Below are 12,309 nucleotides of genomic sequence, written 5' to 3'. Positions count from 1 at the left end.
CCGCGGTGCGCTGGGATCAGCGGAGAAGATACCAACCGCCAGCCCGTAGATGCAAGGCGATAGCATTAAGCAATCATCACACGCGGCTGAGTGCCAGCGGGTATTCGGCCGAAACCTGCCCCCGCGCAATCTCGCGCAGGCGACGCCGGAGTAGCTGTCGTCGAAACGCGCTGATGCGGTCGATGAAGAGAATACCCTCCAGGTGATCGTACTCATGCTGGATCACCCGGGCCAGCATCCCCCGGACCTCCAGCTCCTGTGGACGGAATTGCCGATCCAGGTAGCGAATCCGGACGGCCGCGGGGCGTTCGACTACTTCTCGGACGTCCGGAATGGACAGACACCCCTCCTCAAAGCTGCACTGCTCCTCGCTTGTCCAGACAAGCTCCGGGTTGATAAAAAACATAGGCATGGGCGGGAGCGTCTCTCCTTCGGCTTCCAGCTCGTCTTTCATGGGCGTCAGGTCCACCACAAAAACACGCTCCCGGCGTCCCACCTGGGGCGCCGCCAGGCCAATGCCCGAGGCCGCGTGCATCGTTTCGACCATATCGTCGAGCAGCTGCTGCAGCTCCGGCGAATCGGCCTCCACCGGCTGCGCCCGCTCCCGTAGAATAGGATCTCCGTATACGTGAATCGGCAGTACCATGTGCGCCCTGTGCGATTTTACGCCTGTCCTTTATTCGGACAAGCCGATTTTCGGTTCCTGCTGCTCCAGATACTCCTGCAGGATGATGACGGCCGCCATCTGATCGACGCGGCCTTTATCGCGTCGCTTTTTGCGCGGTCCTCCCACTTCCCGCAACCGCTCCTTTGCCAGTTCCGAGGTGTAGCGTTCATCCCAGCGCACGACCTGCACGCCGGGCAACAGCCGCTGCAGCCTGCGGATGAAACGTTCTACCCTGCGCGTAGCTGCCCCTTCTGTCCCTGTTTCGGTCAGGGGCCAGCCGATCACCAGCGTTTCAATTCCCTCGACGGCATGCAGGCGCTGCAATACCTGCAACGCTTCCTCCGGCGCATACGTGCCATAGGGTTGCGCGATGATCCGCAGCGGATCGGCCAGCGCCAGTCCAACACGCCGCGTGCCGTAATCCACCGCCACCACCCGTGGCCGTGTCCCTGAAGCCAGCAACATGCCCTTTGCCTCAAACAAAAAGCGGACGGGGCTGTCGTAAACCCGTCCGCTTCCTGTCGGTTCGCAAAAATGCGGGTTTCAGCGGGTGCCGTTCTTTCCGGCGGCCTGCGCCTCCAGGTATTTGTCGGCGCTGCCTTCCGGAATCTCGTAATTCAACTCGACCAGCGGACGCTGCAACACCTGCTTCAGCCGCTTGCTGGGTTTGAAGTGCGTCTTGCGACGGCTGGGAATGAACACCGTCTCGTTGGTCTTGGGATTGCGCGCCTTCGGCTTGGCCCGCGTCCGCTTGACCTCGAACACGCCAAAGTCGCGCAACTCGATACGCACCTCGGGATCCGCCTCTTCCAGCAACTGCGCCAGCGCCTCGATGACCGCGTTCACCCACGGCTCGCTTTTGTAAATGGGTTCGCCCATGAGCTGGGCCACCCGACGCGCGACGTCTTTCTTCGTCAAAGTGGGAATGCGTTGCGCCATGATCAACCACTCCGTTTAATTTTGCACATGCACTCAACACCGGCCCTGCCTGCCCTAAGTTATGCGTGCGCACAGGCACCGACGCGGCAGGACGCACCATTTTATTAAATTACGCGGGCTTTTGCAAAACAAAAGCGCAACGCATCATTGAATTTTTAAGGACTTGCCGCTACTCCTCGAAACGATAGACGCCGTAGATCCCGTCGATCCGCTTGATGCGCTCGATGACCCGTCGCAGGTGCTCCAGATCGCTCACGTAAAGCACGATGGTGCCCTCGAACACGCCGTCTTCCGAATCGACCGTGATGGAGCGAATGTTCGTTTTGAGGCTCTTGGAAATGACCGTGGTAATGTCGCTGACGATGCCCACCCGATCTTCGCCGATCACGCGCAGCGCGGCCAGAAACTGCACGTCCTTCTGGCGGCTCCACTCGACCGGCACGATGCGGTCCGGATGATTGATCAGCAGATAGGGCGCGTTCTTGCAGTTGACCCGGTGGATTTTGATGGCGCCGCTCCGGCTCACGTATCCGAAGACCTCGTCGCCGGGGATGGGATTGCAGCAGGAGGCATAGGTCGTGACGATGTCCGTGTGCAGCTCGCCGTCGATCTTCAGTGCCGGCTGGCCCGTTTCTTTGGCCGTATCCAGGAAGCTTTCGTACTTCAGCCGCAGCGCCTGGGACTGCGATTCCTGCTGCTGCCCGTCGCCCGAACGCAGCGCCCTGACCAGCTCGTCTACCTCGAACAGGCCACTGCCGAGCTCATAGAACATCTGCTGCAGGTTGGGAAACTTCAGTCGGTGCGCCACCCGCTGCAGCTGGCGTTCGTCCACCTCGAGGCCCAGCCGCTGCGCGCGCTTTTCCCAGAGTTCCTTTCCCAGTTCGATCGTTTTCCGCCGCTGCTCGTTGATCCAGTGCCGGATGTGGCTCCGCGCCTTCTGGGTGACGACGAACTTCATCCAGTCGGGGTTGGGCGTCTGCTTCTTGGAGGTGATGATTTCCACCTGGTCGCCGCTTTTGAGCTTGTAGGAAAGCGGCACCAGCTTGCCGTTGACCTTGGCGCCGATGCAGTGCAGCCCCACTTCCGTATGCACCCGGAAGGCGAAGTCTACCGGCGTGGCGCCCTGCGGCAGGCTGATCACGTCGCCTTTGGGCGTAAAGACGTAGATCTCGTCGTCGTAGAGATTCAGCCGGAACTCCTTGACGAACTCGGTGGCCTGATCCGGTTTGGGGTTCTCCAGGATCTCGCGGACCCACCGGAGCCACTGGTCCATCTTCGGATCCGGCTCTTCGATGCCCTCTTTGTAGCGCCAGTGGGCGGCCACGCCGCGCTCGGCCACTTCGTGCATTTCCTGCGTGCGGATCTGCACCTCCACCTTGCGTCCTTCAGGTCCCAGCACCGTCGTGTGCAGACTCTGGTAGCCGTTGGACTTGGGCACCGAGATGAAATCCCGGAAACGCTCCGGCAGCGGCTTGTACAGATCCGTCACGATGGAATAGGCCCGCCAGCAGTCCTCTTTGCCCTTGCGGCCCGAACTTTTGAGCACGATCCGAATGGCAAACAGGTCGTAGATCTCCTCCAGCGGCTTGTTCTGCCGCTTCATCTTGCGATAGATCGAGTAGATGTTTTTGGGGCGGCCGTAGAGGTCGAACTCCAGTCCGGCCTCCTCCAGTCGCTGCTTCAGCGGTTCGATGAAGCGCTGAATGTAGGCCTCGCGTTCCTTTTTGGATTCGTTGAGGCCGCGCACGATGGCGTAGTACTCGTCGGGCTGCAGTACCTTGAGCGAAAGGTCCTCCAGCTCGCTTTTGATCTTGAACAGACCGAATCGATGGGCCAGCGGGGCAAATAGCTCCAGCGTTTCGGTAGCGATCTTCAGGCGTTTCTGCGGGGGCAGCGCTTCGATCGTCCGCATATTGTGCAGCCGATCGGCGAATTTGACCAGGATGACCCGGATGTCCTCGGCCATCGAGAGCATCAGCTTACGCACGTTCTCGGCCTGCCCCAGCTCGCGCAAGGTGAAGACGTCCTGGATCTTGGTCAGCCCGTCGATGATGATGCCCATGGTCTCGCCGAACTCCTCCCGGATGAAGTCCAGCGAGATGTCGGAGTCTTCGACCACGTCGTGCAGCAGCGCGGCTGCCACGCTCACGTCGTCGAAGCTGATATCCTCGGCCACGATGAAGGCCACTTCCAGCGGATGCAGGATGTAGGGCTCGCCCGTCACCCGCCGGTGGTCCCGGTGGGCCCAGTAGCTTACCCGAAACGCCCGGCGAATCAGCTCTTCGTCGACGCGCGGCAGGTGCCTGTGACAGGCCTGAATCAGCGTGTCCAGACGCTGCTGGAATTCTTCCGGGATGTTCAGATCACCTTCTTTCAGGAGGGTCGATACCTGGACCATGGACCTCCGGGCCTGTGCTTGCCCTGTGGAAAGTTTTCCAGAAGTTAAAGTACCGGGGCTTTCCCCTGTTCCGCCAACAAAAAAAGCGCCATCCCGATCGGGATGGCGCTCCGGTCGTTGCTTTTCAGGGGTTGTACGTAGGCCGGATCAGCCTTCGTCCTTTTTCTCCTGATCCTCGGCCGCTTCCTCCGAAGAAGCTTCGGGAGCAGCTTCGGCAGGGGTGGCCGCTTCCGCTTCAGCGGTCGCCTGCTCGACCTGTGCCTCCGGTTCGGCCGTCTCCGGGGTCTCCGGAGCCGCGGCTTCCGCCTCGGCCGCCTGGGTCGTGGTAGCAGCAGCCTCCGGCGTTTCCGTACGACGACCCCGCCCGCGGCCGCGACGCGTCCGACGCCGCGTCTTCCGGCTGTCGGCCGGCTTGACGTCGTTGTAATCGACCAGTTCGATCACGGCCATCTCGGCGCCGTCGCCGGGCCGACGACCGATCCGCACCACGCGCGTGTAGCCGCCCGGTCGGCCGTTGACCTTCTCGGCGATCTCGCCAAAAAGTTCTTTAACGGCCTCCTTGTCCTGCAGGTAGCGGAAGACCTGCCGGCGGTTGTGGGTGGTGTCTTCCTTGGCCCGCGTGATGAGCGGCTCGATGAACATGCGGAGCGCCTTGGCCTTGGCCAGCGTCGTGCGGATCCGTTTGTGCCGGATCAATGCGCACGAAAGCGCCGCCAGCGTGGCCCGGCGATGTCCGTAGGTGCGGCCTAACTTGAATCCTTTTTTTCGATGTCTCATGGCTCGTTTCGGCTTACTCCGGCAGCGCCGGCTCAGCTCTCGGCTCCCTCAAGGTACTTGTCGACGTCCATGCCAAAGTGCAGCCCGCGTTCCTCCAGCACGGCGATCAGCTCCTGGAGCGACTTGCGGCCGAAGTTGCGGAACTTGAGCATTTCGGACTCCTGCCGTCGCACCAGATCGCCGATCGTGCGGATGTTGGCCGCCTTGAGGCAGTTCTGCGCCCGCACCGACAGGTCGAGTTCATCGACCGGCTGCGAGAGCAGCTCGCGGATGCGCTGCACCTCGGCGTCGACCTCTTTCTTCTTGACCTCGGGCTGCGGCTCGCTCTCCATCGTGATGAAGAGGCTGATGTGGTCGCGCAGGATCGTGGCCGCCTGCACGAGCGCTTCTTCGGGAGAGACCGAGCCGTCCGTGGTGATTTCCAGTTCCAGGCGCTCGTACTCGATCTTCTGACCCACGCGCGTGGGTTTGATCGTGTAGCGCACGTTCTTGATGGGCGTGAAGATCGCGTCGATGGCGATCACCCCGATCGGGTCATCCGGCAGCTTGTTTTCCTCGGCCGGCACGTAGCCGCGCCCGCGCCCCATGCGCAGCTCGAGGTTCACTTCGGCGCCTTCGGCCAGCGTGGCGATGTAGTGGTCCGGGTTCAGCACCTCGTAGTGACTGGTGGCCTCGGCAATATCGCGGGCCGTCCACACGTGCGGTCCTTTGAGCGAAAGCCGGATGTTCGCGTCGGTGGTGTCCTTCGCCTTGAAGCGAACGCCCTTCAGATTCAGGATAATTTCCGCGACGTCCTCGGTGACGCCCGGAATTGTCGAGAATTCGTGCTGCACGCCGTCGATTCGGACGGCCGTAATGGCAACGCCCGGCAGCGAAGAAAGCAGCACGCGCCGGAGCGCGTTGCCGATCGTCACGCCATAGCCGCGCTCGAGCGGCTGCACCACAAAACGCCCGAACGTTTCCGTCGCCTCTTCCACCCGAACACCTTCGGGCAATTGCACCATGTAGTTGCTCATGGTCTGTCTGGGGTTTTATCGATCGCAAAACCCGGAAATCACCTTTCCGGTATGGCCATCCATGCCACCCGTCGCCGCACTACTTGGAGTAGAGCTCGACGATCAGGTGCTCGCGGATGTTTTCGGGAATGTCTTCCCGATTGGGGTAGTCCAGGAACTTGCCCTGCATTTCCTTACGATCGACTTCCAGCCAGGGAAAGTTCCGACGCAAACGCTTGATGTTCTCCTGAATGATGGCCAGCTGGCGGCTCTTGGGCCGCACGGCCACCACGTCGCCGGGCCGCAGCTGGTACGACGGAACGTTGACGACCTGACCGTTCACCATGATGTGGCGATGAACGACCAGCTGCCGCGCCTGCCGACGCGTGCGGGCAAAGCCCATGCGATAGACCGTGTTGTCCAGCCGCGCTTCGAGCATCTTGAGCAGGTTTTCACCGGTGATGCCCTTTTTGCGCGTGGCCTTTTCGAACAGATTGCGGAATTGCCGCTCCAGCAGCCCGTAAATGTGCTTGACCTTCTGCTTTTCCTTGAGCTGGACGGCATATTCGCTCTCTTTGGCCCGGCGGGTACGTCCGTGCTGGCCGGGCGGATACGGCTTGCGCTCCAGCGCCTTGCTCGGACCGAAAATCGGTTCGCCAAAACGCCGGGCAATCTTCTGTTTGGGGCCTCGATATCGGGCCATGGTCGTTCAGGTCTCGTTTGTCGGTGAGGGATGTTTCTGATAAAGACAAACGCACGGCAGCCCCGTTGCTGGCTACCGTGACCGGGCTTATACCGAAACGCGGTCGCTCAGACGCGCCGCCGCTTCGGAGGCCGGCAGCCGTTGTGCGGTACCGGAGTGACGTCCCGGATGCTCAGCAGCTCCAGACCGGCCGCGGCCAGCGCACGAATGGCCGACTCGCGCCCCGATCCGGGTCCCTTGACGAAGACGTCCACCCGGCGCAACCCCAGATCGTAGGCTTCGCGGGCGGCCGACGTGGCGGCCATCTGCGCCGCATAGGGCGTGCCCTTCCGGCTGCCCTTGAAGCCTTCCTTGCCACCACTGGACCAGGCGATCGTGTTGCCGTACTGGTCCGTGATCGTGACGATCGTATTGTTGAACGTGGACTGAATGTGCGCCTGCCCGTTCTGCTCGACGATGACGTTCTTCTTGCGCGTCGTCCGCTGCTTCTTTGCCATGGCTGTGCTGCAGGATTACTTCTTCGGAGCCTTCTTCTTCCCGGCCACCGTCTTACGGGGCCCCTTGCGCGTACGGGCATTGGTGCGCGTGCGCTGACCCCGCACGGGCAACCCCAGACGATGCCGGATCCCACGATAGCAGCCGATGTCCATCAGCCGCTTGATGTTCATCTGGATCTCGGCCCGGAGCTGTCCCTCGACGACGTACTCCTGTTCGATGATCCGACGGATCTCGCGCGTCTGCTCCTCGGTCCAGTCCTTCGGACGCGTGTTGGGATCCAGACCCACGCGCTGGAGGATCTCCTTCGCCCGGGACTTCCCGATTCCGTAAATCGCGGTCAGCGCAATTTCTCCGCGCTTGTGCAGCGGAATGTCGACACCTGCGATCCGTGGCATAGCTTCTCTGGTTTAACCCGCTCAGCCCTGACGCTGCTTGTTGCGGGGGTTCTTCTTGTTGATCACGTAGATGCGGCCCTTGCGCCGGACGATCTTGTCGTCGGCGCTCCGCTTCTTGACACTGGCACGTACCTTCATGATGCTTTTCGTTTTAGCTGAAACCCCGGCGTCATCAGGCAAGGGTGCGTAAACGCCCCAGCCGACGCCGGGTTCGTGAACCTTTATTTATAACGATACACGATGCGTCCTTTGGTCAGATCGTAGGGCGACAGTTCGACTTTGACGCGGTCGCCCGGCAGAATCTTGATGTAGTGCATGCGCATCTTGCCCGAAAGAATGCCCAGGATCTCGTGGCCGTTGTCCAGCCGCACGCGAAACTGGGCGTTGGGCAGCGCCTCGATCACTTCACCGTCCTGTGTAATGGGTTTCTGTTTCGCCATGTGGGGATGCGATGGTCTGTTTGTAGGGCGCTTCGACTACCTCTTCGATGTAGGCAAACGTCGTCAGCACTTCCGGCCGCCCGGCCCGTACCACGACCATGTGTTCGTAGTGGGCCGAGGGCTGCCCGTCGGCCGTGTAGACGGTCCATCCGTCGTCGCCGACGCGCACCTCATACGTTCCGCGATTGACCATGGGTTCCACGCAGAGCGTCATCCCCACACGGAGCCGTCGGCCTGTACCCGGCCGCCCCACGTTGGGTACCTGCGGCTCTTCGTGCAGACGGCGTCCGATGCCGTGCCCCACCAGCGCCCGCACCACGCCGTAGCCCGCCGCCTCGCAATGCCGCTGAATCGCATGGCTGATGTCGCCGATGCGTTTGCCGGCCACCGCCTGCGCAATGCCTTTGTCGAGCGCCTCGTAGGTAACCCGGCAGAGACGGACGTTCTCCGGGTCCAGCTCGCCCACCCCGAAGGTGTAGGCGCTGTCGCCATAGAAGCCACGATACCGCACCCCGCAATCCACCGACACCAGATCCCCTTCTTTGAGCTTATAGTCGCCCGGGATGCCGTGCACCACCTGGTCGTTTACCGACACGCACAGCGTGGCCGGATAGACCAGCCGGCCCACCCGGTAGCCTTTGAAGGCCGGTTCAGCACCCTGCGTCCGGATGAAATCTTCGGCGATGGCGTCCAGCTCGGCCGTGGTCACACCCGGTCGGATGTAGCGCGCCACCTCCCCCAGCGTGCGTCCCACCAGCTCGGCGCACTGACGCAGGATGTCGATTTCTTTTTCGGTTTTGATATGGATCATAACCGGGCGTTTAGAACCGTCGTCCCCGCACGCGCGAGCCTTTCATGAAGCCCTCGTAGTGGCGCATCAGCAGATGGCTTTCGATCTGCTGCAGCGTGTCGAGCATCACCCCCACGATGATGAGCAGGCTGGTTCCGCCGAAAAAGTGGGCAAATCCCGCCGTCACGCCCGCCCGCATGGCAAAGGCCGGAATGATCGCCACGATGCCCAGAAAGATGGCGCCCGGCAGCGTGATCCGGGTCAGGATCGTGTCGATGAACTCGCTGGTCTGCTTGCCCGGACGCACCCCGGGAATGAAGCCACCCTGCCGCTTGAGCGTGTCGGCCATCTCGCGCGGGTTCACGGCAATGGCCGTGTAGAAGTAGGTAAAGAACACGACCAGCAGGAAAAACAGGGAAGAATAGCCCCAGCCCGAGATGTCCGAGAAAAAGCTCCCGAACTGCTGCATGAAATCACTGCCGGGGAAGAACGTGGCGATCGTGGCCGGCACGAACATGATCGACTGCGCGAAGATGATCGGCATCACGCCGGCCGCGTTGACGCGCAGCGGCAAATACTGCGTGACGCCGCCGTAGACGCGGCGCCCGACCACCCGTTTGGCATACTGCACGGGGATGCGGCGCGTCCCCTGCGTTACCAGCACCACCCCGGCCGTGATCACCACGAAGACGGCCAGCTCCAGCAGCACGATGAACAGGTTGTCTTTCAGCGTGAATTCGTTGTAGACGGCCTGCGGCAGGAAGGCGATGATGCTCACCATGATGATGAGCGAGATGCCGTTGCCGATGCCGTTTTCCGTGATGCGTTCGCCGAGCCACATCACGAAAACGGTACCGGCCGTCAGCACGATGACGGCGATCAGCATAAAAAAGGCCGGACTGACCACGATGGCCTGTCCGGTGGCGCCGTAGCGCAGGTTGATCGCATAGCCCACGGCCTGCAGCGCCGTGATGCCGACGGTCAGATAGCGCGTGAGCTGCGTGATCTTGCGGCGGCCCTCTTCGCCTTCACGCTGCAACTTCTGGAAGTAGGGCACCACCGCGCCCATGAGCTGGATGATGATGGAGGCGGTGATGTAGGGCATGATGCCCAGCGCGAAGATGCCGGCCTGCGAGAAGGCGCCGCCGACGAACAGGTCGATCAGGCCGAACAGGTTGTTCGTGCCGGCCTGGCGGTTGACCTCGGCCAGGATGTGGGCATCGACGCCCGGCAGCGTCACGTAGGTGCCGAGCCGGTAGACGACCAGCAGCCCGAGCGTGTAGAGCACGCGCTGCCGGAGCTCTTCGATCTTCCAGATGTTGCGAATGCTTTCCGTGAAACCCGCCATGGTCTGCTAATGGGCTGGGCGTCCTGCAGGACGCGGCTGCGCTTGCGAATCAGGCGATTACCGTGGCCGTTCCACCGGCCGCTTCGATCTTCTGCCGGGCCGAGGCGCTGAAGGCATGCGCCGAAATCTGGAGCGCCACCGACAGTTCGCCGTCGCCCAGAATCTTGATGCGGTCGCGTTTGCGGGCCAGTCCGGCGGCCACCAGCGTCTCCGGCGTGATCGGCGCCTCGGCCGAAAGCCGCCCGGCCTCGATCCAGCGGGCCAGATCGCCCACGTTGATCACCCGGTATTCCGTGCGGAACGGATTGCGGAAGCCCCGTTTGGGCACACGCCGCACCAGCGGCATCTGCCCGCCTTCGAAGTAGGCCGGAATCTTCTGGCCGGTGCGCGCCTTCTGACCTTTCGTACCACGCGTCGAGCTATGGCCACCATAGCCGGAGCCCACGCCACGTCCCAGGCGCTTGCGTTCGCGGACCGCTCCTTTTGCCGGTTTCAGTCGACTCAGATCCATTGCTGCCAGACCGTTTTGCGCACGCCAAACCGTGCGGTTATGCTTCAATTTCTTCAACGCGTACCAGGTGCTCCACCTTCTTGATCATGCCCCGGATCTGGGGCGTGTCGTCGTGGACCACCGTCCGGCCAATGCGTCGCAGGCCCAGTGCTTCCAGGGTGCGGCGCTGCCGCTCCGGATAGTCGATCACGCTGCGGACCTGCGTGATTTTCAGCTTTTTCTGTTTTTTTGCCGCCATACGTCCGTTGCCTTCCGTGGTCCGTCGCGTTGTTACCCTTCGAACACCTTCTGCAGCGGGACGCCCCGGCGCTGGGCGACCTCCAGCGGGTCTTCCAGCTGCTCAAGGGCGTTGATGGTCGCCGCCACGAGGTTGTAGGGGTTCGTCGACCCCAGCGCCTTGCAGAGCACATCGGTGATGCCAGCGCACTCCAGCACGGCACGGGCGCCGCTGCCGGCAATGACGCCGGTACCGGGCGAGGCCGGCTTCAGCAGCACGCGCGCCGCGTCCTGACGTCCGATCACCGGATGGGGAATCGTCCCGCGCCGGATCGGCACACGGATCAGGTTTTTCTTGGCATTTTCGGTGGCCTTGGCGATGGCATCGGCCACTTCACGCGCCTTGCCCACGCCGGAGCCGACCAGTCCGTTGCCATCGCCCACCACGACCACGGCGCTGAAGGAGAAGCGCCGGCCGCCCTGCACGACTTTGGCCACTCGTTTGACCGACACCAGGCGTTCGATCCACTGCTGCTGCTCTTCGGCAGCACGCTGGCGCTGTCGACGACGACCGCGGTTGTTACGATTTTTCTGCCGTGCCATAATCGTCTGTCATCCTTTGTCCGAGAATCCGGGAAGGGTCAGAACTGAAGGCCGCCTTCACGCGCGCCTTCGGCCAGCGCCTTTACCCGGCCATGATATTTGTAGGCGTTCCGATCGAATACCACCTGCGTCACGTTCGCAGCCAGCGCCCGCTGGGCCACCCGCCGCCCCACCTCCCGGCTGATCTCCGTTTTGGTGCCGGAAGGCATGTCTTTCTCAAGGCTGGAGGCGGCCGCCAGCGTATGGCCACGCGTGTCGTCGATCACCTGCGCGTAAATGTGCTTGTTCGACCGGTACACGCACAGGCGCGGACGCTCGGGCGTGCCGCGGATTTTTTTCTTCAGGCCGCGCTTGACGCGCGCCCGCCGTTCCTTCTTGCGCTTGAGTTCGTTGATCATGATCTGCCTGACAGGTTTGCCGGAAGATTGCCGACCCTCCGGGTCTTTCCGATTTCAACAGCGGACGGAGATTAGCGGCCGGCCGTCTTGCCCGCCTTGCGCCGCACATACTCGCCCACGTAGCGGATGCCTTTGCCCTTGTAGGGCTCCGGCGGCCGCAGGGCGCGGATCTTGGCCGCCACTTCCCCGACCAGTTGCTTGTCGATCCCCTCTACAATGACGATCGGGTTGCTCCCGCGCTCGCTACGCACCGACAGTTTGATGCCTTCCGGCGGCACGAAGTAAATCGGGTGCGAGTAACCCAGTGCCAGTTCCAGCATGTTGCCCGACATCGAAGCGCGGAAGCCGATGCCGATGACTTCCAGCTCCTTGCGGTAGCCTTCGGTTACGCCCGTCACCATGTTCTGGATCAGGGCGCGGTAAAGCCCGTGCATCGCGCGGTGGCGCTTCTGCTCGGTGGGCCGGAGTACCCGTACGGTTTTATCCGCGACTTCCACGGTAATGTCCGGATCCACCTGCAGCGTGAGCGTCCCTTTGGGGCCCGTGACGGTCACTACGTTGTTCGGGGCCACTTCGACGCGCACGCCGTCGGGCAGATGGATCGGCTGTCTCCCTATCCGCGACATGGTTT

18 protein-coding genes are annotated in these 12,309 nt (G+C 62.3%); all 18 read right to left on the bottom strand.

Features of this window, described 5'->3' with window-relative positions:
- Positions 1–76 precede the first annotated feature (76 nt).
- Entirely contained in the window at positions 77–646 is a 570-nt protein-coding gene (def, locus tag GYH26_RS04550; RefSeq protein WP_161540646.1) for a peptide deformylase, read from the bottom strand.
- Between the two features lie 30 nt (positions 647–676).
- Entirely contained in the window at positions 677–1,132 is a 456-nt protein-coding gene (ruvX, locus tag GYH26_RS04545; RefSeq protein WP_161540645.1) for a Holliday junction resolvase RuvX, read from the bottom strand.
- Positions 1,133–1,210: 78 nt separating this feature from the next.
- Entirely contained in the window at positions 1,211–1,606 is a 396-nt protein-coding gene (locus GYH26_RS04540; RefSeq protein ID WP_054684506.1) for an HU family DNA-binding protein, read from the bottom strand.
- Positions 1,607–1,775: 169 nt separating this feature from the next.
- Positions 1,776–4,004, bottom strand: a complete 2,229-nt coding sequence (locus tag GYH26_RS04535) for a RelA/SpoT family protein (protein ID WP_161540644.1) — start codon at positions 4,002–4,004, stop codon at positions 1,776–1,778.
- 147 nt (positions 4,005–4,151) lie between these two features.
- Positions 4,152–4,781, bottom strand: coding sequence for a 50S ribosomal protein L17 (gene rplQ, locus GYH26_RS15625; protein WP_029698414.1), 630 nt, complete (start codon positions 4,779–4,781; stop codon positions 4,152–4,154).
- Between the two features lie 32 nt (positions 4,782–4,813).
- On the bottom strand, positions 4,814–5,797 hold the full coding sequence (locus GYH26_RS04525) for a DNA-directed RNA polymerase subunit alpha (protein WP_014067543.1): 984 nt from the start codon (positions 5,795–5,797) through the stop codon (positions 4,814–4,816).
- Positions 5,798–5,876: 79 nt separating this feature from the next.
- Positions 5,877–6,479: a 30S ribosomal protein S4 gene (gene rpsD / locus GYH26_RS04520; protein ID WP_161540643.1), complete on the bottom strand. Its 603-nt coding sequence runs from the start codon at positions 6,477–6,479 to the stop codon at positions 5,877–5,879.
- A 107-nt stretch (positions 6,480–6,586) separates the two neighbouring features.
- Positions 6,587–6,976: a 30S ribosomal protein S11 gene (gene rpsK / locus GYH26_RS04515; RefSeq protein WP_012843376.1), complete on the bottom strand. Its 390-nt coding sequence runs from the start codon at positions 6,974–6,976 to the stop codon at positions 6,587–6,589.
- Positions 6,977–6,991: 15 nt separating this feature from the next.
- Positions 6,992–7,372 (bottom strand): 30S ribosomal protein S13, encoded by a 381-nt coding sequence (rpsM, locus tag GYH26_RS04510; protein ID WP_161540642.1) that lies wholly within the window; start codon positions 7,370–7,372, stop codon positions 6,992–6,994.
- 21 nt (positions 7,373–7,393) lie between these two features.
- Complete coding sequence (gene rpmJ, locus GYH26_RS04505; RefSeq protein WP_012843374.1) at positions 7,394–7,510, bottom strand: 50S ribosomal protein L36; 117 nt, start codon at positions 7,508–7,510, stop codon at positions 7,394–7,396.
- Between the two features lie 83 nt (positions 7,511–7,593).
- Positions 7,594–7,812, bottom strand: a complete 219-nt coding sequence (gene infA, locus GYH26_RS04500; protein ID WP_012843373.1) for a translation initiation factor IF-1 — start codon at positions 7,810–7,812, stop codon at positions 7,594–7,596.
- On the bottom strand, positions 7,778–8,623 hold the full coding sequence (map, locus tag GYH26_RS04495; protein WP_161540641.1) for a type I methionyl aminopeptidase: 846 nt from the start codon (positions 8,621–8,623) through the stop codon (positions 7,778–7,780). Before map ends, infA begins: the two co-directional genes overlap by 35 nt.
- A 10-nt stretch (positions 8,624–8,633) precedes the next feature.
- On the bottom strand, positions 8,634–9,950 hold the full coding sequence (secY, locus tag GYH26_RS04490; RefSeq protein WP_014067545.1) for a preprotein translocase subunit SecY: 1,317 nt from the start codon (positions 9,948–9,950) through the stop codon (positions 8,634–8,636).
- A 49-nt stretch (positions 9,951–9,999) separates the two neighbouring features.
- Entirely contained in the window at positions 10,000–10,461 is a 462-nt protein-coding gene (gene rplO / locus GYH26_RS04485) for a 50S ribosomal protein L15 (RefSeq protein ID WP_012843370.1), read from the bottom strand.
- Positions 10,462–10,498: 37 nt separating this feature from the next.
- On the bottom strand, positions 10,499–10,699 hold the full coding sequence (rpmD, locus tag GYH26_RS04480) for a 50S ribosomal protein L30 (protein WP_012843369.1): 201 nt from the start codon (positions 10,697–10,699) through the stop codon (positions 10,499–10,501).
- A 32-nt stretch (positions 10,700–10,731) separates the two neighbouring features.
- Positions 10,732–11,280 carry a 30S ribosomal protein S5 gene (gene rpsE / locus GYH26_RS04475; RefSeq protein ID WP_014067546.1) on the bottom strand — a complete coding sequence of 183 codons (549 nt, stop codon included), beginning with the start codon at positions 11,278–11,280 and terminating at the stop codon, positions 10,732–10,734.
- Positions 11,281–11,318: 38 nt separating this feature from the next.
- On the bottom strand, positions 11,319–11,678 hold the full coding sequence (gene rplR, locus GYH26_RS04470; RefSeq protein ID WP_014067547.1) for a 50S ribosomal protein L18: 360 nt from the start codon (positions 11,676–11,678) through the stop codon (positions 11,319–11,321).
- A gap of 71 nt (positions 11,679–11,749) precedes the next feature.
- On the bottom strand, positions 11,750–12,304 hold the full coding sequence (rplF, locus tag GYH26_RS04465; RefSeq protein ID WP_161540640.1) for a 50S ribosomal protein L6: 555 nt from the start codon (positions 12,302–12,304) through the stop codon (positions 11,750–11,752).
- Positions 12,305–12,309: the final 5 nt, after the last annotated feature.

The sequence above is a fragment of the Rhodothermus marinus genome (assembly GCF_009936275.1).
Taxonomy (GTDB): Bacteria; Bacteroidota; Rhodothermia; order Rhodothermales; family Rhodothermaceae; genus Rhodothermus; species Rhodothermus marinus_A.
Note: the sequence above shows the minus strand (reverse complement) of the source record. Positions and strands in the feature narration are given on the sequence as shown.

Coding starts and splice junctions, on each gene's coding strand:
- map (WP_161540641.1), bottom strand. CDS start 8,623: ATGATCCATATCAAAACCGAAAAAGAAATCGACATCCTGCGTCAGTGC.
- rpsM (WP_161540642.1), bottom strand. CDS start 7,372: ATGCCACGGATCGCAGGTGTCGACATTCCGCTGCACAAGCGCGGAGAA.
- rpmD (WP_012843369.1), bottom strand. CDS start 10,699: ATGGCGGCAAAAAAACAGAAAAAGCTGAAAATCACGCAGGTCCGCAGC.
- rplF (WP_161540640.1), bottom strand. CDS start 12,304: ATGTCGCGGATAGGGAGACAGCCGATCCATCTGCCCGACGGCGTGCGC.
- GYH26_RS04540 (WP_054684506.1), bottom strand. CDS start 1,606: ATGGCGCAACGCATTCCCACTTTGACGAAGAAAGACGTCGCGCGTCGG.
- ruvX (WP_161540645.1), bottom strand. CDS start 1,132: ATGTTGCTGGCTTCAGGGACACGGCCACGGGTGGTGGCGGTGGATTAC.
- rpsK (WP_012843376.1), bottom strand. CDS start 6,976: ATGGCAAAGAAGCAGCGGACGACGCGCAAGAAGAACGTCATCGTCGAG.
- rpsD (WP_161540643.1), bottom strand. CDS start 6,479: ATGGCCCGATATCGAGGCCCCAAACAGAAGATTGCCCGGCGTTTTGGC.
- infA (WP_012843373.1), bottom strand. CDS start 7,812: ATGGCGAAACAGAAACCCATTACACAGGACGGTGAAGTGATCGAGGCG.
- rpmJ (WP_012843374.1), bottom strand. CDS start 7,510: ATGAAGGTACGTGCCAGTGTCAAGAAGCGGAGCGCCGACGACAAGATC.
- rplO (WP_012843370.1), bottom strand. CDS start 10,461: ATGGATCTGAGTCGACTGAAACCGGCAAAAGGAGCGGTCCGCGAACGC.
- rplQ (WP_029698414.1), bottom strand. CDS start 4,781: ATGAGACATCGAAAAAAAGGATTCAAGTTAGGCCGCACCTACGGACAT.
- GYH26_RS04535 (WP_161540644.1), bottom strand. CDS start 4,004: ATGGTCCAGGTATCGACCCTCCTGAAAGAAGGTGATCTGAACATCCCG.
- rpsE (WP_014067546.1), bottom strand. CDS start 11,280: ATGGCACGGCAGAAAAATCGTAACAACCGCGGTCGTCGTCGACAGCGC.
- def (WP_161540646.1), bottom strand. CDS start 646: ATGGTACTGCCGATTCACGTATACGGAGATCCTATTCTACGGGAGCGG.
- secY (WP_014067545.1), bottom strand. CDS start 9,950: ATGGCGGGTTTCACGGAAAGCATTCGCAACATCTGGAAGATCGAAGAG.
- GYH26_RS04525 (WP_014067543.1), bottom strand. CDS start 5,797: ATGAGCAACTACATGGTGCAATTGCCCGAAGGTGTTCGGGTGGAAGAG.
- rplR (WP_014067547.1), bottom strand. CDS start 11,678: ATGATCAACGAACTCAAGCGCAAGAAGGAACGGCGGGCGCGCGTCAAG.